Source organism: Candidatus Thioglobus sp., from assembly GCA_028228555.1.
Taxonomy (GTDB): Bacteria; Pseudomonadota; Gammaproteobacteria; order PS1; family Pseudothioglobaceae; genus Thioglobus_A.
This window is the reverse complement of record JAOJBP010000010.1, coordinates 1-22,950: the sequence shown is the minus strand read 5'-3', so window position 1 is coordinate 22,950 and position 22,950 is coordinate 1. Positions and strand designations below refer to the sequence as shown.

Below are 22,950 nucleotides of genomic sequence, written 5' to 3'. Positions count from 1 at the left end.
CTGATTTTAACTCAAAATTACTTTCAATAACCCGAATGAACTAATTAGTAAAAGCATACTGCCTACCCATTTTTTAAAGACCTGATCATTTTCAATAATTTTTTGATGGGCCTTGATGCCAATCACATGTCCAATGGCTGCTATCGGAATTAAAGCAAGAGAAAACTCCCAGTCAATCATAACACCTACAACCATAAAAGCGACCATCTTAATGCTTACCAATATAAACCAAAGTACAAACAATGTATTGCGTAGATATTCTTTAGCAACATGGCGCATAAATACTGCTACGATTAATGGTGCACCAGTTAGTGAAGTACCTGCAACATAACCTCCAAGGACCAACAATAACTTATCCGCCCAAGATTTATGCGAGCTAATTTTTTGATTAAAAATCCAAGTAATTGCATAAAAAATAGTGATGGAATAAATAAAGACAATTATCACTTTGTCAGGCAAGCTAATTAATCCTGCCACACCCACTAAAGTCGGTGGAATAATCCATAATAATGAGTGCTTTAAATAACGCCAATCTACTTTTTTAATAGATTTAAATAAGGTGAGAGAGGAAAAAAATAGAAGATGTATACCGATAATTGGCAGCCAATAGACTGGACTACCGCCAATTAATAACATGAGTGGCAACCCAAGCGCCGCCCCACCAAAGCCTAAACCAGTTCGAACAAATCCTGCCCATAGGAAAATTAAACCAACCAGCACAAGACTGGTAGAGTCAAAGACCATTAACGGAGTGTATCGGCCAACTTTTCTGCAATTTGCTGGGTAAGCTTCATATCTTTTGCCTCTACCATGACACGGATAAGAGGCTCAGTGCCTGATGCACGAATTAACACCCTACCCTCATCACCTAATGATTTCTCAACCTCCAAAATAGTTTTATTTAGCACTTGATGACTATCTAAATCAATTGACTTATTAGTTCTAACATTGATTAATACTTGAGGATATTTAACCATTTCATTTTTTAACTGATTAAGATTAGAGCCGCTCTTAACCAAGACCTCTAATACCTGTATTGCAGATACAATGCCGTCACCGGATGTAGTTTTATCTAAACAAATCATATGTCCAGAGCCTTCACCACCTAAAACAGCGCCATGCTCTTTCATTTTTTCCATGACATAACGATCGCCCACATCTGCTTCAATAAAATCAATATTCAGGTCTCTTAAACCATGGCGCATTCCTAAATTAGTCATTTTTGTGCCGACTATAGTATTATTAGTCAGTCTATTTTGTGCCTGCCAAGCCTTTGCAACAATAAATACCAACTCATCACCATCAATCTGTTCGCCTTTATGGTCAACCATCATCAAGCGATCACCATCACCATCAAATGCAATGCCTAAATCAGCATTAGCCTCAAGGACAACTGTTTGTAAATGCCTGGTATTGGTTGCGCCACAATCTTTGTTTATATTAAAACCATCTGGCGTATTATTAATAACTGTAATGTTCGCACCTAATTCTGAAAAAACATCTTCAGCGATATGATAAGTAGCACCATTAGCGCAATCGATCACGATATTAAGCCCAGCCAAACTAATGTTTCGATCAAACGTTGATTTACAAAATTCAATATAACGACCTAATGGTTGCTCATGTCTGTGGGCCTTTCCGATCTTATCAGAGCTGACACTCTTCATAGGTTCGGCTAATTTTTTCTCAATTTTGATTTGATCTTCGCAACTTAATTTAAGACCTTTGTCAGAGAAAAATTTAACGCCATTATCTTGAAAATGATTATGTGAGGCACTAATAACCACACCTGCAGTTGCATTATAAGTTTGCGTTAAATAGGCAATAGCAGGAGTAGGCATTGGACCCAATAAACCCACATCGACGCCGGCTGATAAAAATCCAGCCTCTAACGCTGATTCAAATAAATAGCCTGATACGCGCGTATCTTTACCAATAACAACACTTGATTTACCTTTTTCAGATAAGACTGAACCTACAGCCCAACCAAGTTTTAAAAAGAAATCTGCAGTAATAGGCTCTATACCAACCTCACCTCTTATACCATCTGTTCCAAAATAATTTGCCAATTTACTCTCCATTTACCGCTTGTAATGTCAATAGTGCATCTTTTGTTGCTAAAACATCATGCACTCGCACAATGTCAGCACCATTTTGAACTGCTATTATAGCGCCTGCTACACTACCAATAGCACGACCTTTTACATCTCTGTCATTCAGTATAGCACCAATCATAGATTTTCTAGAGAGTCCTGCTAAAAGCCTACACCTTAGATTTTTAAATTCATCAAATCGACGTAGAATTTCTAAGTTGTGCGCTAGTGTTTTGCCAAAGCCAAAACCAGGATCTAAAATAATCTTATCTGCTTTAATACCTGCATGCTCACAGGCCTCAATCCTTTGGTCAAAAAATTGCTTGATATCTTCGACAACATTGCCATATATTGGATTCTCTTGCATAGTTCTAGGTAAGCCCTGTCTATGCATAAGACATACATCAACATTTAAAGAGGCAGCCATCTGTAAGGCACCATTAGCCTGCAAAGCATTGACATCATTGATCAGACTTGCGCCTGCCTCTACCGCTAGTTTCATCACTTGGGGCTTTGAGGTGTCAATTGAGATAAGTGTTTTAGTTTTAGATGATAGCGCCTTAATAACAGGTATGACACGCTCGATTTCATCAGCTTCACTCACTGATTTTGCACCAGGGCGCGTTGACTCACCACCAATATCGATAATATCTGCACCTTGTTCGATCAGATCTAAAGCATTAGCAATTGCATCCTTAGAATCAACGTATTTGCCGCCATCAAAAAAAGAATCAGGCGTTACATTGAGTATGCCCATGATTAAAGTTTGAGTTTTTTGAATAGCCATAATGACTAAAAACTATACTTATACGATTTTAAGGTTACCATCAAGAGGTTTCTCTTCAGAATCATTTGTATCATCCGGCTCAATGCCAGAACCTAATTCAGTAGAAACGATATCCGAATCAATAACGACTGCTGCTTCACGAATTGGCTTACGTTCCATAAGATCATCGATTTGATCTTTATCAATGGTCTCAAACTCCATTAGCGCCTTAGTCATTTCAATCAGAATATCTTTGTTATCTTCTAAAATTTTAGTAGCAATCGCATAATTATTATCAATAATAGCACGAATCTCATTATCAATCACTTTAAAAGTGTCTTCTGAGATATGCTTATGCTTGGTAACTTGCTTACCTAAGAATACTTCACCATCATCTTCACCATAAGCCATTGGACCAAGTTTATCTGACATGCCCCATTGCTTAACCATCTTATGTGCAATTTCTGTCGCACGCTCAATATCATTACTGGCACCAGTAGTAACGGAATCTTTACCATAAATTAATTCTTCGGCAATTCGTCCACCAAATAAAGAGGCTACTTGTGAATTCAACTTGCGCCTAGAAATACTATAGCTATCCTTTTCTGGTAGGAACATAGTTACACCCAATGCTCTACCTCTAGGAATGATACTCACTTTATAAACTGGGTCGTGTTCTGGCACTAGACGTCCAACAATCGCATGACCCGCCTCATGATAAGCGGTCATTTCTTTTTCAGCCTCATCCATTGCCATAGATTTACGCTCAGCACCCATCATAAGCTTATCTTTAGCTTTTTCAAACTCTTGCATTCCCACTAATTCTTTATTCTTACCTGCAGCAATAAGAGCAGCTTCATTACATAAATTAGCCAGATCTGCGCCTGAAAAACCAGGGGTGCCCTTAGCGATATTAGCAGACTTTACATTTTTAGCAATTGGAAGCTTACGCATATGCACTTTTAAAATTGCATCACGGCCATTAATATCTGGCAAACCTACCATAACTTGACGATCAAATCGTCCAGGGCGCAATAACGCTGGATCAAGAACATCAGGGCGGTTAGTTGCCGCAATAACAATAATACCTTCTGAACCTTCAAAGCCATCCATTTCCACAAGCATCTGGTTTAATGTTTGCTCACGCTCATCATGACCACCGCCCATACCAGCTCCACGCTGACGACCAACAGCATCGATTTCATCAATAAAAATAATACAGGGTGCACTTTTCTTAGCTTGTTCAAACATATCACGTACACGTGATGCGCCCACACCAACAAACATTTCAACAAAGTCAGAACCAGAAATAAAGAAGAATGGTACGTCTGCTTCGCCTGCAATAGCTTTAGCCAGAAGAGTTTTACCTGTTCCAGGAGGGCCAATTAGTAAAACACCTTTAGGAATTTTACCGCCTACTTTAGTAAATTTTCCTGGATTAGACAAGAAATCAACCAACTCTGCTACATCCTCTTTAGCCTCTTCTACACCTGCTACATCTTTAAACGTAGTATTAGATTCGTCTTTTGGAATTAAACGCGCTTTAGATTTACCGAAGCTCATTGGGTTTTTACCGCCCATAGCACCGCCAGCTCCTTTCATAGTGTAAAGAATAACTGCAATTAACAATAGAATAGGAGCTAATGAAATAATCAACTGCTTGAAAAACCCATCTTTTTCAGGTGGCTTAGCGACTACATTAACGCCATTATCAAGCAAATCTCCCATCAGGCCTAAATCACCAGGTGAGTAAGTAGAAAATTGGTTGCCGCCAGCGCCTACTCCAGAAATATTACTACCAGCTATAGTAACTTCGGAAACATCTCCTTGTTTAACACTTTGAATAAACTGAGAGTAAGTGACTTCACTTTTCTGCTCATTTGCTTCAAATTGACTAAAAATCGAAGTAAGAACACTACCTAAAACTAACCACAACAATAAATTTTTAAACATGACGAAAACTAAAATTATAAAAAAAGAAAGTTAAATATACCCTATCGATAATTTAAATATGGGTTGTTGGCGTTTTTTCAAGGTTCTTCAACAAAAAAAATTAAATTCTGTCATAATTATTCATCTATAAAGTCAATCACTTATTCCCATGTCAAAAATCAATTTATCAGTTCTTATTATTACAACTGCCTTATTAAGTTCTTGTGGTTTTCACACGCCTATTAAAAATACTCCATTAAACGCATCTATTATTAGTGAAAAATCTAACGTATTTGCCAGTGAACTGCAAACAAGATTTAACCAAAATGCAAATCAAAATCTGACGATCCAGATAGGCCCAGAAGTACAAAAGCAACAAACCTCTTCTTATACATCTGGCAATGTTGTCAATAGCTATACATTGAATTTAAGTGTTCCTGTTAAAGTTTATAACGCTAATCAAAAGCTTCTGCTAGCTCAGAATTTAAAAGCCAGCCTACATTTGAGCAAAATTACTTCATCACAAGCAGACAGACTGCAGATTGAAGAGTCATATACCCAATTACGAAATACACTGATCAAGAAATTAATTAGAAGACTTTCAAAACTCAATGCGAATTAAGCCAGAATCGCTTAATTCCCAACTATCTAATAAGCTTGAGTCGCTCTACTTTGTTTTTGGTGCAGAGTTTTTATTAATTGAACAAAGCCTAGATGCCATCTTGTCATCTGCGAAAAAAGCTGGCTTTGACGAAAAAGCCAGCTTTGAAATCGATGGTAATTTTGATTGGGGCCTTATCACTGCTGAAATTGCCAACACCTCTTTATTCTCACCTAAGCGCATTATTGAGTGCAAACTCAAAACAGGTAAAATTGGTGTTAAAGGCTCAAAAGCTTTAACTGAATTGGCTAGCAACATTCCGAGCGATATTCTGCTGGTTATTTCTACTGGAAAACTCGATATGGCACAGCAAAAAAGTAAATGGTTTAAAACCCTTGAGCAATTTGGTGGTGTCGTACAACACTGGGAAGTAACCAGTGATCATTTAGTTGGCTGGATCAGTAATCATATGGCCAGTATTGGGCTAGAAGCTAACAAGGAAGTGGCGCAAAGTATTGCATTTTTTACTGAAGGCAACTTATTAGCTTCAATGCAGGAAATTCAAAAACTAAAAATCACTTATCCAGATGGTCAAATAAATACACAAGAATTTCTCACGCAGGCGCAAGAGCAATCTCAATATACCATTTATGGGCTCATTGATGCAGCCTTACTTGGCAATGCCATTCAGGTAAATAAAATTTATAGTACATTACTTAATAATAGCGCTATGCCGATCCAATTAAGTAGCTCACTTTATCGAGAAATGAAATCTATCATCAACATGTCAATTGAGATACACCAAGGTAGTGACATTAACTCTATTTTACAAACTCACCGTATTTGGAATAAAAGAAAGCCTATTATTACCAATATATTAAAACGTCATCCATATCAGCGTCTCCAAAAACTATTATTATCACTAGGACGTATTGACCGCTCCATCAAAGGCATGGATAATCTCAATGTAGTGAATGAACTTCACACTCTTTTATTAAATTTGGCTGGAAAAAATCAATGGGCTCAATAGAAAACTTAATTACCACGCTAGGTTCAAATGCACGAATTGCCTCTAAAGCTTTACGTAAAGCGACTACTAAATCAAAAAATAGTGCGCTTATAAATATTGCCGAGCAAATTAATTTAAATAGAAAGAATATTCTTAAGGCTAATCAGCTTGATGTCAATGAAGGAAAAAACAATCAACTAGATGATGCTTTGCTTGACAGGCTCATACTCGACGACAAGCGTATTGATGGAATTATTGAAAGTCTTAGCCAGGTTGCAGCATTGGCTGATCCAGTAGGAGAGATCACTGATTTAAAATTTCGCCCAAGTGGCATCCAAGTTGGAAAGATGCGAGTGCCTTTAGGTGTTATGGGTATTATTTATGAATCCCGTCCAAACGTCACTATTGATGCAGCTGCTCTTTGTTTAAAATCTGGTAATGGTGTTATTTTACGCGGCGGATCAGAAGCCATTCACTCTAACCTGGCACTTTATCAATGTATTAAACAAGGTCTAGCTAATGCTAATTTAGATGAGCATTGTGTCCAATTGATTGACACAACAGACCGTGCAGCAGTGAATGCATTGACTCAAGCGTCTGAATATATTGATGCTATCATTCCACGAGGCGGAAAAGGCTTAGTCGAGGCTATTAGCGAAAGCGCTACAGTGCCAGTCATCAAACATCTTCATGGTATTTGCCATACCTATATTGATAAAGATGCAGATGCCGATAAAGCCATAAAAATTGCTTTTAACGCCAAAACTCGCCGTTATGGAGTTTGCAATGCTATGGAGACACTGCTAGTCCATGCATCAGCTGCTGGCAAAGTATTACCAGAACTTATTGCAGAATATGCTCTCAAGGGTGTTGAGCTTAGAGGTTGTGAACGTACAATGGAATTTTCAAAGCAAATTACCGCAGCAACTACTGAGGATTGGGATACAGAGTATTTAGATGCCATTCTTTCTATTCGTATTGTTAACTCCATGTCTGATGCTATTGATCACATCGAGAAGCATGGTTCAGGTCATACAGAATCTATCATTACAGAAAATTACACCTCAGGTCGTCGTTTTATTACCGAGGTTGATTCTGCATCCGTCATGATTAACGCTTCAACAGCTTTTGCTGATGGTTTTGAATACGGCTTTGGTGCTGAAATCGGTATCAGTACTGATAAGTTTCACGTTCGTGGCCCAGTTGGCCTTGAAGGTCTAACTTCGCAAAAATACATCGTCCTTGGTGACGGTCACATTAGACAATAAACCTAATTTAAAAAATGAATACAGAAAATACATTAGCTGTTTTTGAGCGTGGCACTGATGAAATATTGCCACTCGACGAATTAAAGAAAAAACTTACAAAAAATAAGCCTTTGCGCATTAAGGCAGGCTTTGATCCAACAGCACCAGATCTTCATCTGGGGCACACAGTTCTCATCAATAAACTAAAACAATTACAAGATCTAGGTCATGATATATTGTTCTTAATTGGCGATTTCACCGGCATGATTGGAGATCCTACTGGTAAAAGTGCCACTCGACCGCCACTCACCCAAGAACAGGTTATTGAAAATTCTCAAACTTATCAAGATCAGGTTTTTAAAATTCTCGACAAGGAAAAAACCACTGTCGTATTTAACTCTGAGTGGATGGGAAAAATGAGTTCTGCACAAATGATTCAGCTCGCTTCTCAACAAACAGTGGCAAGAATGCTAGAACGTGATGATTTTTCCAAGCGTTATAAATCTGGCAAGAGTATTTCTATCCATGAGTTTCTATATCCTTTAATACAAGGCTATGATTCCGTTGCATTAGAGTCAGATATTGAGCTCGGTGGCACAGATCAAAAGTTTAACCTCTTGATGGGGCGTGAACTGCAAAAACAAGCTGGCATGGAACCACAAGTTATTCTCACCATGCCAATTTTAGAAGGTTTAGATGGCGTTCAAAAAATGTCGAAATCACTTGATAACTACATTGGTATCGATGATGCGCCAGATGACATGTTTGGAAAACTCATGTCGATTTCCGATGATCTAATGTGGCGCTACCTTGAATTACTAAGCTTCGAGACACTTGAAACGATCGCTTCTTGGAAGGTTGAAATTGAGAATGGTGAAAACCCTAGAAACATAAAATTCCGCTTAGCAGAGGAAATTATCACAAGGTTTCATAGTAGTGAATCTGCAAAAAAAGCGCAACAAAATTTTATTAATCGTTTTGCTAAAAACAAAGTGCCTGATGAAATGCCAGAATTTAGCTTTGATGCTGGTATTAAAATTGCCAACCTTCTCAAAGAATCTGGGCTAGTCAACTCAACCTCTGATGCCTTTAGAATGATCAAAGAAGGTGCTGCCAAAATTGAAGGTGAAAAAATTATTGATAGAAATCTAGAGCCAAAAATAGGCACAGCGACCTATCAAGTTGGCAAACGTAAGTTTGCAAGAGTAACGATTACATAAAATACTGTTATAATACATTTTCCAGGGGATGACATGGCTTCGACGAGGAGTTGGATCTCAAGGACGCATGCCGAGGATAAAGATAACTCGTTAAAATATGCTTTAAAAACATAGTTGCAAACGAAAACAACTACGCTCTAGCTGCATAGCTAGCCGCTCCCTTGAGGTTGTCTGTACTTCTTGGGTAGCGGTCGCTCACAGACTCGCTAGGATTATTTGTTCCAAATGATTCGGTTAAAACTTTCGGAAATCGCTTCTTACATCCCTGATGGTCGGGTGGTAAGTGGCTAACTCAAGTTGACCAAGCTAAGCATGTAGACTCTTTGTTTGAAGGTTTTCGGACGCGGGTTCGATCCCCGCCATCTCCACCAAACTACTAAAACCAGCCTTTATCGGCTGGTTTTTTTTGAATTTGATTTATCCCAACAAATCTTCCATTTTTGACAGTGAGGTTGGAAGTTGCAATACACCATGCAATGGATAATCAACAGCCTCTAGAACATTGATAAACTTTATCTCTGATTTTTTAGACAAAACAATCACTTTAGTATTGGGTGAGTATTTACGAAGACTTACCAATAAAACCTCTATATTGGATTTATATATACCACTATAGTTGGTACTATAAGCATAGAAAAATTCCACCACAATATAAGCTGCAGGTTGTTTTTTGATTAAAGAGATCGCTTTACGAATGCTATCAACTCGAGATTCCAAAAGACCTTTATGATCATACAAATCACTAAAATCTGGGAAAAAAGGTGATTCTACAACAGTGACAACAATAGAGCTAGACATTATTCCAATAAATCATAATTTATCTCTTAATAAATTTAAATGAAGAAAGACTATGAAATTAAATGTTTTAAAGGGCTTTTTAATGCGGCATCTTCATCACCAAGCTCGCCCCAGGCAAAACGAAGTGCATCAGTTCGTCGATCATAAAAACGGTTTTCACCAAATCTGTCCATAAAGCCTGCTCGTTCCAGTACTTTTTCAATACCTTCAGTACGGGCAAATAAAATCTCAACACCAATAGAAGAACAACGACTCAGTAGTCTGGTCAACATATCTTCGCCACTTGCATCAATCCGATTAATTCCTGCCATATCAACAATAATATATTTCAAGCAATTTTGTTTTGATGCGATCAAACCAAGAATCTTATCTTCAAAATAGCCTGCATTTGCAAAATAAAGCGAGCCTGAATATTTAACAATAGAAACTACTTCACAACCTTCTAGTTTATTTTCTAATGCATTAACCAGCATACTAGAGCCATCATGAGCAGAAAGCTCTGTAAATCTTGGCTCCATCGTGCGATAAAGGAATAGCCCCAATGACAATATTATTCCAATCAGAATGCCGTCTTCTAAATGTGGTGCAGCTATTAATGTTAAGGCAAAAGTAGCAACCGCAACTAACGCGTCATGCTTTTCAACTTTCCAAGCCTGTATGATTGGTTCAATTTTAATCAAGTTAAGTACTGCTGTCATAATAACAGCAGCCAATGCCGCCTGAGGAATATGATATAACAATGGTGTAAGCCACACTAGTGTAAATCCAACTAATATCGCAGTAAAAACTGAAGAAAAACCTGTCACCGCACCTGCTGAAATATTTACTGCTGATCGCGAAAAAGAGCCTGAGATAGGGTAGCCTTGAAAAAATCCAGAAGCAAAATTAGCTAGGCCTTGACCCATTAATTCCTGATTAATATCCAAACGTTGTTTTGTTTTAGCTTGCATTACCTTGGCAATTGCAATCGCCTCCATAAATCCAATCAGAGCAATAGTAATGGCAACAACTATCATTCCACTCATCGCTGAGAAGTCAAATTCCGGCATAATAAAGCTAGGTAAGCCTTCTGGAATCTCTCCAATAATAGCAACACCATAACCACCTTCTTCAACCGATTTACCAAAATCCATCAAATAGGAAGTGTATGTCGTAATCGCAACGGCAATCAACACTCCTGGCAATTTAGGCTTATATTTTTTAATCAAAATAATAATACTGGCAGCAAATATGGCAATCGCTAATGTCAAAAGATGAGCATCATTAATTGCATTAACAACAGTTCCCCAAACTTGTTCGTAAGAATATTCTCCAAAGCCCTTTGAAACGCCAAATATTTTATCAAGTTGTGATGTTCCAATAATAATTGCAGCAGCATTAGTAAAGCCAACAACAACTGGATGAGATAAAAAATTAATAACAAATCCAAGCTTTAATGCGCCCATGGCAAATCGAAAGAAACCAACCATTAATGCCAGCAAAGAAGCATAAGCCGCATAAGTTACCATATCAGCCCCTTCTGGAATTACCATTGGTATTGCTGCTGCGGTTAATAATGAAACAATCGCAACAGGACCAGTACCTAATTGACGCGACGATCCCATTAATGCGGCTATCATGACTGGCAAGAATGAAGAATAGAGTCCGTATTGTGGCGACAATCCTGCTAGTTGGGCGTAAGCCATCGATTGGGGTACTAACACTAATGCAACTGTTAATCCAGCTACCATATCAGCCCTCAAAACATTAAAATCTTTAAGTTCATGCAGCCAATCTAAAAAAGGAAGAAACTTGGTAAATTTGTTCATTATTTTTGTTTAATCAGTCAGTGAGATAACGAGTTAATAGCAAATAAGCATTAATGCCGTTAGTTTTATTTATAAAAATATTATTATATACGAATACTCTAAAACCTAGAATTTTTGTAAGTAGAGGTATTAAGCAGTTACTATAAGAGTCAAAAATCTATCAATTAATGTCAGAATCCCTATCTTTAAAACGTTCAAAATAACGTTTAACAACACTTGAAGGTTGCATTTTCTCAATAACAGTAAAAATAACTAAATGGATCACAGCATGCAATGCCAAGGTCACTAACAGCCCCTCAAAAATTCCTATATAAAATACAAGAATTGCACATAATGAGCCCAATAAAAATGCGTACTCACCATGAACAGCAACGTGAATCAAGCCAAGAATCATTTTAATACCAACAAATACCATAATAATTGCTAATGAAAAATAAGGTAAGTATTGTAGATATTGAGAATTAAATATAAAGAAAGTAATTAGTACGCCAATTACCAAGACAGAAAGTTTAGTGTATGCGCCTGCTAAGCCGTTTGTTGAGCTTTTAGCAAGCCCATCTAAGTTTGTCATACCTCCAAAAAAACTGGCACCCATATTAGCCGCCCAGATAGACAGTAAACTATTATTGCTATTGCATGGACGTTTTAGAGGGTCTATTTTTTCAATAGCGGCATTACTCATCACCTGCTCAATGACATCAACAACTGCAAGAATAAATGCAAAAAATGCTGCATATACCCACATCGACCAAGAGTCAAAATCAGGAATAGGCAAAGCTAATTTCAAGTCTACATCTTCTACTATTAGCATATTAACCTCTACAAAAATCGCAGCAACAAGCCCAAAAGTAATCAAGGCAAAATATGGTATAGCAGGCTTTGTGCGTTTGAATTTGTAAAATAACACGCCAAATAAAACAATGCCAATGCCTGATAAAGTCATCACATTAATTCTATCTGCATTCCAAAACACCTCGCTAGCATCTGTTCCTGTAGGCAACATCCAAAGAAATGGCATAAATTTTAATGCGATCTTTAACCCTATTCCAGCCAATAAGCCTTCCACCAAATAGGTTGGGACAGCAACTAATAGATACCTTTGCCAATTAAACTTCCAGATAATAGCTTGGAAAGTGGAAGTTAAAAAGATAATAAATGCCATATTTTGTATGCCAAACTCTACAACACCTAAGGCAAGAATTGGTGCCAAACCTGCAGCAATTCCTGGCGCACCGATATAGTTTCCAGGACGAAACCAAGCAAATAAAAACCCAACTAGAGAAGCAAAGGCCACGGTAGCCAAGCCCACTTGAATTGGGTAGTCTGACATTAACGCAATACCGATCGAAAGCGGAATGGCCATAGTTGCAGTAACAACGCCAGCTTGTAGATCTGCCAAAGCATACTCTTTTCTGAATGCCGCAGATCCATGATTCTCTGGGGAGTGACTATCTGTTAATATTTTATTATTTTCATCCATAAAACTTATCCATTTTTCAAACTACCTATAATTTTGTATTATATTCACTAGGCAAAAAAAGTTCCCACAGCAGCATTGAGCGTATCTCTCATATCAATATCATCAGTTAAAGGCTCAACAAGTGCCATATGACAAGCATCAGCTGGCTTAATACCTTTAGAAATCAACTGACCTGCATAAATCAATAAACGAGTAGACATACCTTCATCAAGCCCATGGCCTTTTAAATTACGTGAACGTTGTGCCACCTGCACTAATTTTTCAGCTGTTTCTTTGTCAATTCCAGTTTCATGTGCAACAATAGAAACCTCCATTTCACTAGGCGGGTAATCAAAAGACATTCCACCAAAACGTTGTTTAGTAGATTGTTTTAAATCTTTCATCATTGATTGGTAGCCTGGATTGTATGAAATAACCATTTGAAAATCTGGATGCGCATCAACTTGCTCACCTTTTTTCTCAAGCGGTAATTGACGACGATGATCAGTCAAAGGGTGGATAACAACCGTTGTATCTTGGCGCGCTTCAACAATTTCATCAAGGTAACAAATAGCACCAATACGTGCCGCGATAGTTAATGGACCATCTTGCCACTGCGTACCATTAGCATCAAGAAGAAAACGCCCTACTAAATCTGATGCGGTCATATCTTCATTACATGCAACGCTGATCAAAGGTTTTTGCAGCTTCCAAGCCATATATTCAACAAATCTTGACTTACCACAACCTGTTGGACCCTTAATCAGAACAGGCATTCTGGCAGAATACGCCGCTTCATAACGCTCAACTTCTTGCCCAACTTTATGATAATAAGGCTCTTCGGTTATCATATATTTACTTATGTCTATCATTTCTCTTCCTTTAAATTAATTTATATTAAAAACCAGATATTTTTTTACTTAAATGTTTATTTTGTTAACGATAAATATAACTCTGGAAGCTTTTCTGGCAACCGAGCAACATCATCCAATATCAGAAAATTCTGTGCACCAAATATTCTTGAGACATATTCATCAGCATGTGGATCAAGCGTTAAGCAAAAGGTATTAACACCTTCTCTTGCCAGTTCTTCAACAGCACGCTTCGTATCAAAACGTAAATATTGAGGATCGTTTTCATCATTATCTGCTGGCTCACCATCAGTTAACAAAAACAATATTTTCTTACTGGTTCCGCGCTCATTCAATAAAGACCCTGCATGACGTATTGCCGCACCCATTCTGGTGGATAATTGGCCCGTCATTCCAGCTAGATGAGCTTTAGCCTTATCATCATAATCCTCATCAAAATCTTTGAAACGATAATATTCCACATCATGTCGTCCATTCGAATCAAAACCATGAATTGCAAACGGGTCTCCAATTTTATCCATAGCATCTGCCATCAAAGCTGCCGCTTCACGAGACAAGTCTAAAATTGTTGGCTGATTATCTTCTTTTAAATCCGATTCTGATTTTATTTTTTTATCAAGATTAACAGAAAAATTTGATTTAGCTGCTGGGAGTGGATCGTTAGTTGACTCAGACAGATCAACCAAAAGTATCACTGAAAGATCTCTAATTTGTAATGTTGTGCGGATTCCAATACGTGGATCTGGTTGCACTCCACGACGAATATCGATCATAGCATTGATTGCTTCGTTAAGATCGATTTCATCCCCATCTTCAACTTTTCTTTGTCTGACCAAACCTTGCGGCTGAACTGCCTCAATAAGTGCTTTAAGACGCCTAACAAGTGGCTTGTGGCGTTCTAAAATTTCATCAATAACTTCAGTATCTCCAGATTTAGGTCGTTTCTCTAACAATGTCACCCAACCTGGCCTTTCTAATTGTGTTTGATAATCCCACTCGTGATAATGAACAGGGGAAGAAATAGGCTCTTTACCCTCCATTTCATTCCAAGAGATGCCATTATCTTCATAAGGGAAAAATTCTGTATTCAGTACCCATATTTCTTGCGCATCATCGCCTGCATTAGGCACTTCGACCGCATTAACCATCTCCATTAAACTGACATATTTACGAACCTGTTGAACTTCGCCCGGTAAAAGCTCATGTCCTTCTTCAATATAATCTGGTGATTGCCATAAACAGCGATTATCATCACGATAGATATTACTGTATTTATCATTACTGGAATTAAGGACAATGTCTGAATTAAGAATCTGCTGAGATAAATTAAGACCTATTTCTCTAGATATTTCTGCATCTAATATTCGATCTTGAGCTGCAAAAAATTGCTTTCTTGCATCAACTACTAAAAAGTGATCATCTTTATACGAATCATCTAGTAGCGCTCTAGCCATTCGGTCCAAAATAGGCTGAAGTCCGTCATTCAAATTTACATCTGCCGGTAGAAGCTTAATCCACAACTGCTTCATTCCTGGGAACTTTTCAACAGATAACTGCTCTACGCGAGCATCTTCAATAACACCAATCATGAGTCTTTGTAAATTACTTAACTCTTCAGCACCATTTTCATCATAAGGTGAAAAAACAATATGCGCTGCTGCATGAGCAGAACTTGCCCGATACACATCCATACCGGGAACAATTGAGTCTTTATCGGCATCCTCTGATGGCTTGAAGTCATCAAAAGCATCAGGAAGGTGAATAAAATAATGTTCAATATATGGACGATAACCCTCACGAGTTTCATAATCACCAGAAGTTGGTCGGATAAAAAAATCACGGCCCCATAAAGATCTAAGATACATGTTCAACCTGCGTTGAATATTAACAAAAAGAACGCCTCTTTGCTCTTGCTTTAAAATCGCCTTGGCTTGCTCGCTTTCCAGACTAAAATATTCAATTTGAGCATCAAAATCATCACGATAGGCCGATACACCCCAAGTAGTCCAGCGCCTCAAACCCCCAAGAGTCAATTGTCCAAGTAAAACATCAAGGTTTTTTAAGAAAGGTCTGATGGCTCGTGGAGCCTTGGCGACCAAATTATTTAATAAGCCCAAATAAGCCTTAAATAAGTCGATTTCACCAAGTCGATTAGCAGCAATTGGAGCTGTAGAAAACACCAACGCGATAACTTCTGAGCTAGTTCTGGAATACATTTTAATGGCAACAGAGTGTAAATCTGGAACCGCCTGCTCGCCGATTTCTTTAGCTACAATAGGAGCACTTTCAATAAATGAAATAACTAAGTCAACTCCGCGACCTAGTGACTTTAATCCAACGGCGGCATCAAGATAAGATTGCAAACCTCGCGGAGTAAAAACCCGCGTTGCTTCGTGCCAATTAGCCTCCAATATCTCAGCTGACTGATCACCTAGCTCTTCTAAAAGGCCTTCAAAATCTGATAATTGAACTGACATATATAATAGGCTTGATTAAAGTTATATTAATCTGGCCAAACGCGTTGCGACTCACTCGCAAGTTTAACTGTAGGATTTTTGGCTACAGGTTTTTTAGCTGCAGGTTTTTTAGCTGCAGGTTTTTTAGCTGCAGGTTTTTTAGCTGCAGGTTTTTTAGCTGCAGGTTTTTTAGCTGCAGGTTTTTTAGCTGCAGGTTTTTTAGCTACATTAACAACCTTATCGGACTTATTAATACTTTCTAATAATTTATCTTCTAATGAACTCATAAAACACTCCTTATATTTAATAATAGTTAATTGAACTACTATTTTACTTTTACTACTTCTTTAATTACCGCTTCTATATCATCAACAGCTGTTGCACCACGAGCACCAAATTGATACACACTAATACCTTCTAAAGCAGCCCATCGATATGAGGCTCGCCTACTCAATGAACTTTTAAGTGCAGGTAATCCACAGAACTCTATCGCTTGCTTCATGGCTTTAGAAAGTGCACTTCTACTCTCAACCTGATTACGGACAAGATAGGATTTCAAATTAGTATTGTTTTTTTGCGCTTCTTTGACAGCATCAACCATATGCACACTACTCCAGAGATCTGGAGGGGATGGCAAAACTGGTATCAATAAAAGATCAACCATTTGTAACACTTTTTTAGTATGGCCGCTTTCTAGGCTTGGTGGACAATCTACAACAATAAAATCGAAATCATCTTCGGTATCTATTATTGCTTGTTCGACATCCTTAGAAGCGTTAAAAACATTAGGCATGCCATCATCTGAACTCTTTACCCAATGCTCTAATGTGCCCTGAGGATCAGCATCTAATAAAGCTGAACTACCTCTAGACATTAAACCAGAAGCTAAATTTAAAGATAGGGTTGATTTTCCACAACCTCCCTTAAGATTTGCTACTGCAATTTTTAATTTTGCCACCTTATCCCCCTTCGATAACTGTTATAGCTTTTTTGGCCAATAAATCTACTTTTTTAGGAAAGTCAAAATCAACTTCAGTAAACTTATCATCCTCCCTTGATTTGATCGAAACGTTCGCATGCGTCCGACTAAAAGTTAAATCTGGATAAAAACCATCTTTTTCTGAAAGTTCTTGCAAATCATCTAAAAAATCACGCATATCATCATAGTTAGCATAATCGTAACGTTTGGTCATAACCAAAGCACGCTTTTGAACTTTCCAGCCCGAACCAGAAATTTGATCTATTAATTGTTTGACTGAAGCTTCCATAATTATTATTTATTTAATTTAGTAATCCATTTTTCAATAGAATTTAAGTGACTTAATTCTTCTTGAAGCAATGCGTAAAACAACTCATACGCCTCTAGCAATCCTTGGTTTTGACAAAACACACTAGCGTCCTTATACAACTCAATCACTTCTTTTTCTAGATGCCAATCTACGATTAATATTTCTTTTAACGTCTTCGTCTTTGGTATTGATTTTAATTGCGTAGCAGATGCTGTCAAACCCAACTTAAGCATAAAATTAATAAGTCTAGACGCATGCTCAAATTCTTCTTTCGCTTCTTCCTCAAACTTTGATGCCGCAGATTCTAGCCCCCAAATTTTGCACAAATTAAATTGCGTTGTATAATACTGAATAGCTGACATTTCATGCTCTAACCCTCGCCTCAAATACCAACTAAGTTTTGAATTGGCCAGCATAGAATCAAAGAGCGTTAGGAGTTACCGCACTTAAAATAGTCTCAACTTCACCGTGAACACGCGCAATAATGTGGGCAGCTACCAGACCATCACCTACACGCTCACATGCGTCAGCACCAGCACGAACTGCTGCGTTTACCGCACCAGTTTCACCACGTACTAATACAGTTACATAACCACCACCAACGAACTGACGTCCAACTAAACGAACTTCAGCCGCTTTAGTCATAGCATCCGCTGCTTCAATAGCAGGTACAAGACCTCTAGTCTCGATCATACCTAATGCGATTCCTGTTACATTGCTCATAATATTACTCCTTTGGCTCCGGCCATTCCCATTGATCAATAATCCCAACAATTGTTAAATCTGTCGCTGAATCATAGCTCGGCATTGCCCATCTAGCAGCCGAACCACTTGTAGTTACGACCCACTTTCCTGCACCAACACCAACCGGGTCAGAGGCACACCAAGTCTTACCCTTAAGATCCTTCATTACTCTTAATGAAATACCTTCAAGCTGATTAACTGATCGAGTACAAACAAGATCTTCTTGGACTTGCATTATCTCCATGTTAGTCGTCTATCCTTGTTTGTCATTATCCCAATAATCGATAATACCGACTATTGTTAAATCACTTGGATATTCCTTGCTTCCTGCTGACTCTCGTGCTGCTGAGCTTCCAACACAAATTACCCAATCTCCTGGAATACAGCCAACAGCATCTACTGCCACTAATGGTATTCCATTAGGCTTGTCTCGTACAACAAGCAAAGGTCTTAAACCTAAATTTTGAATACGATTGGTTGAGACAAGAGTTTTTTCTACTTGCATTATTCTCATTACGCTTCCTCACTTATAATTTCAAGACTACTACCTAGTGGTAGATCTTGAATGCTAATTTGAAAATATAAATTATTATTTTCAGCCAATTGTTTGTATCTGTTTATTATTGCATTTTTTACACGATAACATTTCTCTATCATTCTTTTTCTTGACCCAGGTACTTTAGAATCATAACGATAATGAATTGCTATAGGCGCTGGCAATCCTTTATTGAGATTCAGACCTGTAAATATTTTAATACCGATATCTAAATCTGCTGAACCCTCTTCAACAGTGTCTAAATGCGCAAAATAGGCAATATTACGCAATTGAATTTCTTGAAAGCCATTACCCACGCTAATATAGCGTTCGGCATGGCCAATATCTGGATACATGCCGCCGTATAAATCAGCAACATATTCAATCTGAGATAAATTATATTCAAGCAAGTTAGCAACGACTTTTCTCATGCCTTCAGCTGGTCTTCCAGCCCCTTGCCCCCATCCTGTAATATCACTACAAATGTCAATAGCATTGTATAACTTGACTCTAGCCTGATCAATACTCATTGACAGTGTTTCGTTATACAGCTCAGATGTATCAACATACCTATGTACACTTATGTTGCCGGCTGAATCAGGCACATGTACACGAATCGAATCATTATCAGTATCAACGCCAATTAACAAGATATCAATAGCCGATCCACAACAATAAGTGTTTTCAATTGCTTCACGAAATTCTGTTAACTTTTCTAATCCTGCTTCAGCAGATACCTTATCGTTACTACCATGAGCGGCACATCCTTGATGCGAAGGATCAGAGCCACTCCTATGATATACAACAATCTTTAAATAAGCATTCCCATCGTCTAGAACTTTACCATTTCTTAACCTATCTAGTTCGATTTTTTCCCAATCACGCACATTGGATTCAACATTAAATAATGCACCAGCATAGGAATTACGAACAGTAATTGCCGATAAAGGCAAGCGCAAAATATATTTAGCAAGACCTTTGAGGCGACCATCAGAACAAGGTGTGATATCAACACTGTGATAGCCACAGTCTAAGAAGAAACTATTAGCATCTACTTTTAAGTCTACATTTCGACCTAAATCATCTGAAAACTGAGCAATTGAACTATTCAACGCATTAAAAACAGCTTTAGCGTATAAAGCCTTCATGTTTAAACCATCAACCCATGCAGACTCTAATAATTCAATAGGAAAATTAAAACCTAGTTCACTTGAGGTGATAGAGTCTGCCTTAGAAACAAAATCACTCTCATGTTGTAAATTCGCAAGTTTTTTTAGAACTGGTGTAATCGAATCAAAGCGAACTTTAATGGACTCCTCACATCTAGCTAAATGAGCATTCTGCCTCATATTAGTCAAAGGATGCCTACAAGAGCGTTCAGGAAGGGATTCACAAACAGAATTTAAATCCATTGGCGTCTTTGACCCAATACTATAATCCTGACTATTTAATTTCTCAGTTTTAGTATTAGTCTTAGAGCTAACTTGAGCCATTCCTATTGGCGCCTTTTTATAAGAATTAGAACCACGAGTGGCTCTAATTTTATAAGCATCTCTAGTATTCATGTTGCAAAATTAACCGCGTGCGCCACCAGATAAGGTTACTCTTGAAGAGCTACTATCTGAATCATTTCCAGCGCCGCTACCATTAGTAATTTTAGGGCCTTCAATAGCAACAACCTCTTTATCTCTTAATGCATGGGCACCAATTTTATGATCATTATTTGGATTGCCCTTTTGCGTATCATTTCTATTTGAAGAGAACATACCTTCAGTGCCAGTAATTTGACCACTACGCGACCAATTATCGCCAGTAACATCTGTTCCAGTTTCATTACCTTCGCCAGTTACCACTTTTGTAGGTTCAGTTGGAGAAAGGACAACTTGTTGCTGAACCTCTTCTAATGGATGTCTAAATTCTGGCGTACCAGTCATCACACCTTGTGATTTAGACATAGCACCTGTAATTCTTGAATTTACTCCAAATACACTATCATGAACTCGTTCAGAATTATTCTCAAAAGCAGATCTTGCTGGTGTCTGAACAGAGAAATTTGCATCAAACTGTTCAGATTTATTATGATCTTTCAAATAAGGGGTACCACTAATTGACTGTCCAAACCCTTTATTAAAGTTGCCTGAAAATCTCTTATCTTCAGAAGGTGTGTTTCCACTAATTGATTGCATTGTATGTGTTTTTCTCATTTTTTGCTCACTTGCAGCTACTGCTGACGTATCACAAAACTTGCTCATTTCTTCTCTAGACCTATAACTGCTTCCAGAGATTAGACTACAACTTCCAACTTCGTCACCCGTCACTATTTCAGATTGACTTAATTGGACGCCAGAAACTTGTTGATCATTCCAAGTATGACTCACTGTTTCTTTATACTTAGCTGCCATCGGAACAAAAGAACACCTTTGCTCAAAGCTTTCCTTGCTAACGTACTCATTACCGGTGACGCCCAGGCACATGCCATAGTCGTCACCTGTTAGCTTTGGGGAGCCACTAACCTCGCTACCAGAAACACGATTACCAGTAATAGTGTGCGTTTGATTTACTTTATCTGAACGCTGGTCACATACTCCTCTATTTGCAGAACTATCATACTGACTTCCAGATACACGCTGACATGTACCAGGTTCATTGCCTGTTACTTTCTCATCTCTATCCATCATATTGCCTGAAATAGCCATACCCTTTTGAGTATTGTCAACAGACACTTTACTTGGCGTCAATGGAGCCTGAGTACCACAATTAGATACAAATCTTTCATTGGATACATATTCAGTGCCAGTAACTCTTTCACATGAATCTTGAGCATCACCAGTAACCGCAAGTGGAGATGATAATTCACCGCCAGATATTACAGAGCCTTTATTTGTATGGTTAACATCAACTTTTGTAGCGCCAGCATTTGAGCGACTAAAAGGTGCTGTTGAATAATCAGAGCCTGTAATTGCATGACCAGCTCCTGATTCTGAACCGGTTGTTGAATTGGCTCTAGCTTCGTCTGCTCCAGTTATTGCTAAATTTTTTTTTGATGGTGTTGACATTACCTTATGGTGCGATGAAACAGCATTTGTATTATCGCATGCATTTGAATAATGATCATAACCTAGATACTCATTACCCGTGATTACTTTACATGAGCCCGATTCTGTACCTGTAATTTCAGAAGTAGCCTCAACTAAAGTACCAGTCATTGTCTGGCCTTTTGTAGTTTGAGTTTTACCAACCTTAGGCTCATTAGCTTTAGGTGTTGTTGAACATAATTGTGTAAATTGTTCAGTACCTATGTATTCAGTACCTGTAATTGCTCTACAACCACCTACTTCATTACCTGTAATTTTTTCTGTTTGCTCGACCTGTGTTCCACTAACAGATTGTCCTGCTAGTGTAGTACCTAGTTCGACCTTAGATGGTGCAGAACCTGGTCTAATTCTACCACTTGGGCGACAAGCTTCTTTATTACCACGACCAACTGTACACCTTTCTTCACGATTAATTTTAGCTAAATCACGGCCTGACATAGAGTTTTTATTATTGTTAACTCTAGATCTCCTTGCTTCTCTACCAATCTTACCTGGTAATGCTTGTTTTCCAGTTTTAGACATTTGTCTTCGTCTATCTCTACAAAAAGCTCTAACAGAAGTACTTGCATTTGATGTGCCGGAATCAACTAACTCACAAATCTCATCTATTTTAACATCGCCATCTTGTGCGGATTGTTTTTGATCGCAAGGAGAGCATGTTTCTTTTAAATCCTTTTCCTTGCAATCATCACAACAATACTCAAAATGACCATTTTCTAACACTTGAGTATTTATGTTATTAGATTCGTTATCTGTAGTATTTTCTGCAGCTGCATTTGACTGAATTGCTTGACCAGCATTCGGATTTATCACTACAGCTGATTGTCGTCCTCGAGGTTTCACTTGACCAGCTTTTTTCATACCGGCTGAACCTGTTTTAGACATTTGCTGACGTCTAAGAATCGACCTCTCACGTCCAGAAAGTTTCTCTGTTGAGTTTGTCATATTAAATACCTTTAATAATCAATATAATAATTTCTTAATATTTAAAATTAGATATTAAGATCTATGTTTTTTGTATTTTTA

At 38.0% G+C, this 22,950-nt stretch carries 22 protein-coding genes and 1 other RNA gene; 5 read left to right on the top strand and 18 right to left on the bottom strand.

From position 1 onward, the window contains the following. Positions 1-6: 6 nt before the first annotated feature. Genes N9Y32_05780 through ftsH form a run of 4 tightly spaced genes read right to left on the bottom strand, consistent with a single transcriptional unit; the run spans position 7 to position 4,812 of the window. Complete coding sequence (locus tag N9Y32_05780) at positions 7-744, bottom strand: TSUP family transporter (protein ID MDB2590521.1); 738 nt, start codon at positions 742-744, stop codon at positions 7-9. Then, positions 744-2,069, bottom strand: coding sequence for a phosphoglucosamine mutase (glmM, locus tag N9Y32_05775; protein MDB2590520.1), 1,326 nt, complete (start codon positions 2,067-2,069; stop codon positions 744-746). The genes N9Y32_05780 and glmM overlap by 1 nt, the downstream gene beginning before the upstream one ends. A 1-nt stretch (position 2,070) precedes the next feature. Then, complete coding sequence (gene folP / locus N9Y32_05770) at positions 2,071-2,880, bottom strand: dihydropteroate synthase (protein MDB2590519.1); 810 nt, start codon at positions 2,878-2,880, stop codon at positions 2,071-2,073. An 18-nt stretch (positions 2,881-2,898) separates the two neighbouring features. After that, positions 2,899-4,812, bottom strand: a complete 1,914-nt coding sequence (gene ftsH / locus N9Y32_05765; GenBank protein MDB2590518.1) for an ATP-dependent zinc metalloprotease FtsH — start codon at positions 4,810-4,812, stop codon at positions 2,899-2,901. A 148-nt stretch (positions 4,813-4,960) separates the two neighbouring features. Between ftsH and lptE the strand changes: the two genes are divergently transcribed. From lptE to ssrA, 5 genes are all read left to right on the top strand, one after another. Further along, positions 4,961-5,413 (top strand): LPS assembly lipoprotein LptE, encoded by a 453-nt coding sequence (gene lptE, locus N9Y32_05760; protein ID MDB2590517.1) that lies wholly within the window; start codon positions 4,961-4,963, stop codon positions 5,411-5,413. After that, positions 5,403-6,422 (top strand): DNA polymerase III subunit delta, encoded by a 1,020-nt coding sequence (gene holA, locus N9Y32_05755; protein MDB2590516.1) that lies wholly within the window; start codon positions 5,403-5,405, stop codon positions 6,420-6,422. Before lptE ends, holA begins: the two co-directional genes overlap by 11 nt. After that, positions 6,410-7,669, top strand: coding sequence for a glutamate-5-semialdehyde dehydrogenase (locus tag N9Y32_05750; GenBank protein ID MDB2590515.1), 1,260 nt, complete (start codon positions 6,410-6,412; stop codon positions 7,667-7,669). The genes holA and N9Y32_05750 overlap by 13 nt, the downstream gene beginning before the upstream one ends. 14 nt (positions 7,670-7,683) lie before the next feature. Next, a complete protein-coding gene (tyrS, locus tag N9Y32_05745) occupies positions 7,684-8,868 on the top strand; it encodes a tyrosine--tRNA ligase (protein MDB2590514.1) in 1,185 nt (394 codons plus the stop codon). Between the two features lie 24 nt (positions 8,869-8,892). Then, positions 8,893-9,239, top strand: a transfer-messenger RNA (tmRNA) gene (gene ssrA, locus N9Y32_05740). Between the two features lie 46 nt (positions 9,240-9,285). On the opposite strand, the gene N9Y32_05735 is transcribed toward ssrA, so the two are convergent. The 14 genes from N9Y32_05735 to N9Y32_05670 form a co-directional block, all read right to left on the bottom strand. Further along, the gene (locus N9Y32_05735; GenBank protein ID MDB2590513.1) at positions 9,286-9,666 is read right to left on the bottom strand and encodes a hypothetical protein; all 381 of its coding nucleotides are present in this window, start codon (positions 9,664-9,666) and stop codon (positions 9,286-9,288) included. A 50-nt stretch (positions 9,667-9,716) separates the two neighbouring features. Beyond that, entirely contained in the window at positions 9,717-11,474 is a 1,758-nt protein-coding gene (gene sulP / locus N9Y32_05730; protein MDB2590512.1) for a sulfate permease, read from the bottom strand. Positions 11,475-11,634: 160 nt separating this feature from the next. After that, entirely contained in the window at positions 11,635-12,954 is a 1,320-nt protein-coding gene (locus N9Y32_05725; GenBank protein MDB2590511.1) for a SulP family inorganic anion transporter, read from the bottom strand. A 47-nt stretch (positions 12,955-13,001) separates the two neighbouring features. Further along, a complete protein-coding gene (locus N9Y32_05720; protein ID MDB2590510.1) occupies positions 13,002-13,805 on the bottom strand; it encodes a CbbQ/NirQ/NorQ/GpvN family protein in 804 nt (267 codons plus the stop codon). A gap of 56 nt (positions 13,806-13,861) precedes the next feature. Continuing rightward, the gene (locus tag N9Y32_05715) at positions 13,862-16,282 is read right to left on the bottom strand and encodes a VWA domain-containing protein (protein ID MDB2590509.1); all 2,421 of its coding nucleotides are present in this window, start codon (positions 16,280-16,282) and stop codon (positions 13,862-13,864) included. 26 nt (positions 16,283-16,308) lie between these two features. Next, complete coding sequence (locus N9Y32_05710; GenBank protein ID MDB2590508.1) at positions 16,309-16,548, bottom strand: hypothetical protein; 240 nt, start codon at positions 16,546-16,548, stop codon at positions 16,309-16,311. 38 nt (positions 16,549-16,586) lie between these two features. Beyond that, complete coding sequence (locus N9Y32_05705) at positions 16,587-17,219, bottom strand: ParA family protein (GenBank protein ID MDB2590507.1); 633 nt, start codon at positions 17,217-17,219, stop codon at positions 16,587-16,589. Between the two features lies 1 nt (position 17,220). Beyond that, a complete protein-coding gene (locus N9Y32_05700; protein ID MDB2590506.1) occupies positions 17,221-17,529 on the bottom strand; it encodes a 4a-hydroxytetrahydrobiopterin dehydratase in 309 nt (102 codons plus the stop codon). 5 nt (positions 17,530-17,534) lie between these two features. Continuing rightward, positions 17,535-17,966: a ferritin-like domain-containing protein gene (locus N9Y32_05695; protein MDB2590505.1), complete on the bottom strand. Its 432-nt coding sequence runs from the start codon at positions 17,964-17,966 to the stop codon at positions 17,535-17,537. Positions 17,967-17,970: 4 nt separating this feature from the next. After that, positions 17,971-18,273 (bottom strand): BMC domain-containing protein, encoded by a 303-nt coding sequence (locus tag N9Y32_05690; GenBank protein MDB2590504.1) that lies wholly within the window; start codon positions 18,271-18,273, stop codon positions 17,971-17,973. Between the two features lie 4 nt (positions 18,274-18,277). Beyond that, the gene (locus N9Y32_05685) at positions 18,278-18,538 is read right to left on the bottom strand and encodes a carboxysome peptide B (protein MDB2590503.1); all 261 of its coding nucleotides are present in this window, start codon (positions 18,536-18,538) and stop codon (positions 18,278-18,280) included. Positions 18,539-18,547: 9 nt separating this feature from the next. Continuing rightward, positions 18,548-18,808: a carboxysome peptide A gene (locus N9Y32_05680; protein MDB2590502.1), complete on the bottom strand. Its 261-nt coding sequence runs from the start codon at positions 18,806-18,808 to the stop codon at positions 18,548-18,550. Further along, on the bottom strand, positions 18,808-20,394 hold the full coding sequence (locus N9Y32_05675) for a carboxysome shell carbonic anhydrase (protein ID MDB2590501.1): 1,587 nt from the start codon (positions 20,392-20,394) through the stop codon (positions 18,808-18,810). Before N9Y32_05675 ends, N9Y32_05680 begins: the two co-directional genes overlap by 1 nt. 9 nt (positions 20,395-20,403) lie before the next feature. Further along, entirely contained in the window at positions 20,404-22,869 is a 2,466-nt protein-coding gene (locus N9Y32_05670; protein MDB2590500.1) for a CsoS2 family carboxysome shell protein, read from the bottom strand. Positions 22,870-22,950: the final 81 nt, after the last annotated feature.

What these genes read in the sequence shown, in the direction of transcription:
- N9Y32_05725 (MDB2590511.1), bottom strand. Translation starts at nt 12,954, where the DNA reads ATGGATGAAAATAATAAAATATTAACAGATAGTCACTCCCCAGAGAAT.
- N9Y32_05690 (MDB2590504.1), bottom strand. Translation starts at nt 18,273, where the DNA reads ATGAGCAATGTAACAGGAATCGCATTAGGTATGATCGAGACTAGAGGT.
- N9Y32_05720 (MDB2590510.1), bottom strand. Translation starts at nt 13,805, where the DNA reads ATGATAGACATAAGTAAATATATGATAACCGAAGAGCCTTATTATCAT.
- N9Y32_05715 (MDB2590509.1), bottom strand. Translation starts at nt 16,282, where the DNA reads ATGTCAGTTCAATTATCAGATTTTGAAGGCCTTTTAGAAGAGCTAGGT.
- sulP (MDB2590512.1), bottom strand. Translation starts at nt 11,474, where the DNA reads ATGAACAAATTTACCAAGTTTCTTCCTTTTTTAGATTGGCTGCATGAA.
- N9Y32_05780 (MDB2590521.1), bottom strand. Translation starts at nt 744, where the DNA reads ATGGTCTTTGACTCTACCAGTCTTGTGCTGGTTGGTTTAATTTTCCTA.
- N9Y32_05675 (MDB2590501.1), bottom strand. Translation starts at nt 20,394, where the DNA reads ATGAATACTAGAGATGCTTATAAAATTAGAGCCACTCGTGGTTCTAAT.
- N9Y32_05680 (MDB2590502.1), bottom strand. Translation starts at nt 18,808, where the DNA reads ATGAGAATAATGCAAGTAGAAAAAACTCTTGTCTCAACCAATCGTATT.
- ftsH (MDB2590518.1), bottom strand. Translation starts at nt 4,812, where the DNA reads ATGTTTAAAAATTTATTGTTGTGGTTAGTTTTAGGTAGTGTTCTTACT.
- N9Y32_05700 (MDB2590506.1), bottom strand. Translation starts at nt 17,529, where the DNA reads ATGGAAGCTTCAGTCAAACAATTAATAGATCAAATTTCTGGTTCGGGC.
- lptE (MDB2590517.1), top strand. Translation starts at nt 4,961, where the DNA reads ATGTCAAAAATCAATTTATCAGTTCTTATTATTACAACTGCCTTATTA.
- N9Y32_05735 (MDB2590513.1), bottom strand. Translation starts at nt 9,666, where the DNA reads ATGTCTAGCTCTATTGTTGTCACTGTTGTAGAATCACCTTTTTTCCCA.
- N9Y32_05685 (MDB2590503.1), bottom strand. Translation starts at nt 18,538, where the DNA reads ATGGAGATAATGCAAGTCCAAGAAGATCTTGTTTGTACTCGATCAGTT.
- folP (MDB2590519.1), bottom strand. Translation starts at nt 2,880, where the DNA reads ATGGCTATTCAAAAAACTCAAACTTTAATCATGGGCATACTCAATGTA.
- N9Y32_05670 (MDB2590500.1), bottom strand. Translation starts at nt 22,869, where the DNA reads ATGACAAACTCAACAGAGAAACTTTCTGGACGTGAGAGGTCGATTCTT.
- N9Y32_05695 (MDB2590505.1), bottom strand. Translation starts at nt 17,966, where the DNA reads ATGCTGGCCAATTCAAAACTTAGTTGGTATTTGAGGCGAGGGTTAGAG.
- N9Y32_05710 (MDB2590508.1), bottom strand. Translation starts at nt 16,548, where the DNA reads ATGAGTTCATTAGAAGATAAATTATTAGAAAGTATTAATAAGTCCGAT.
- tyrS (MDB2590514.1), top strand. Translation starts at nt 7,684, where the DNA reads ATGAATACAGAAAATACATTAGCTGTTTTTGAGCGTGGCACTGATGAA.
- holA (MDB2590516.1), top strand. Translation starts at nt 5,403, where the DNA reads ATGCGAATTAAGCCAGAATCGCTTAATTCCCAACTATCTAATAAGCTT.
- N9Y32_05750 (MDB2590515.1), top strand. Translation starts at nt 6,410, where the DNA reads ATGGGCTCAATAGAAAACTTAATTACCACGCTAGGTTCAAATGCACGA.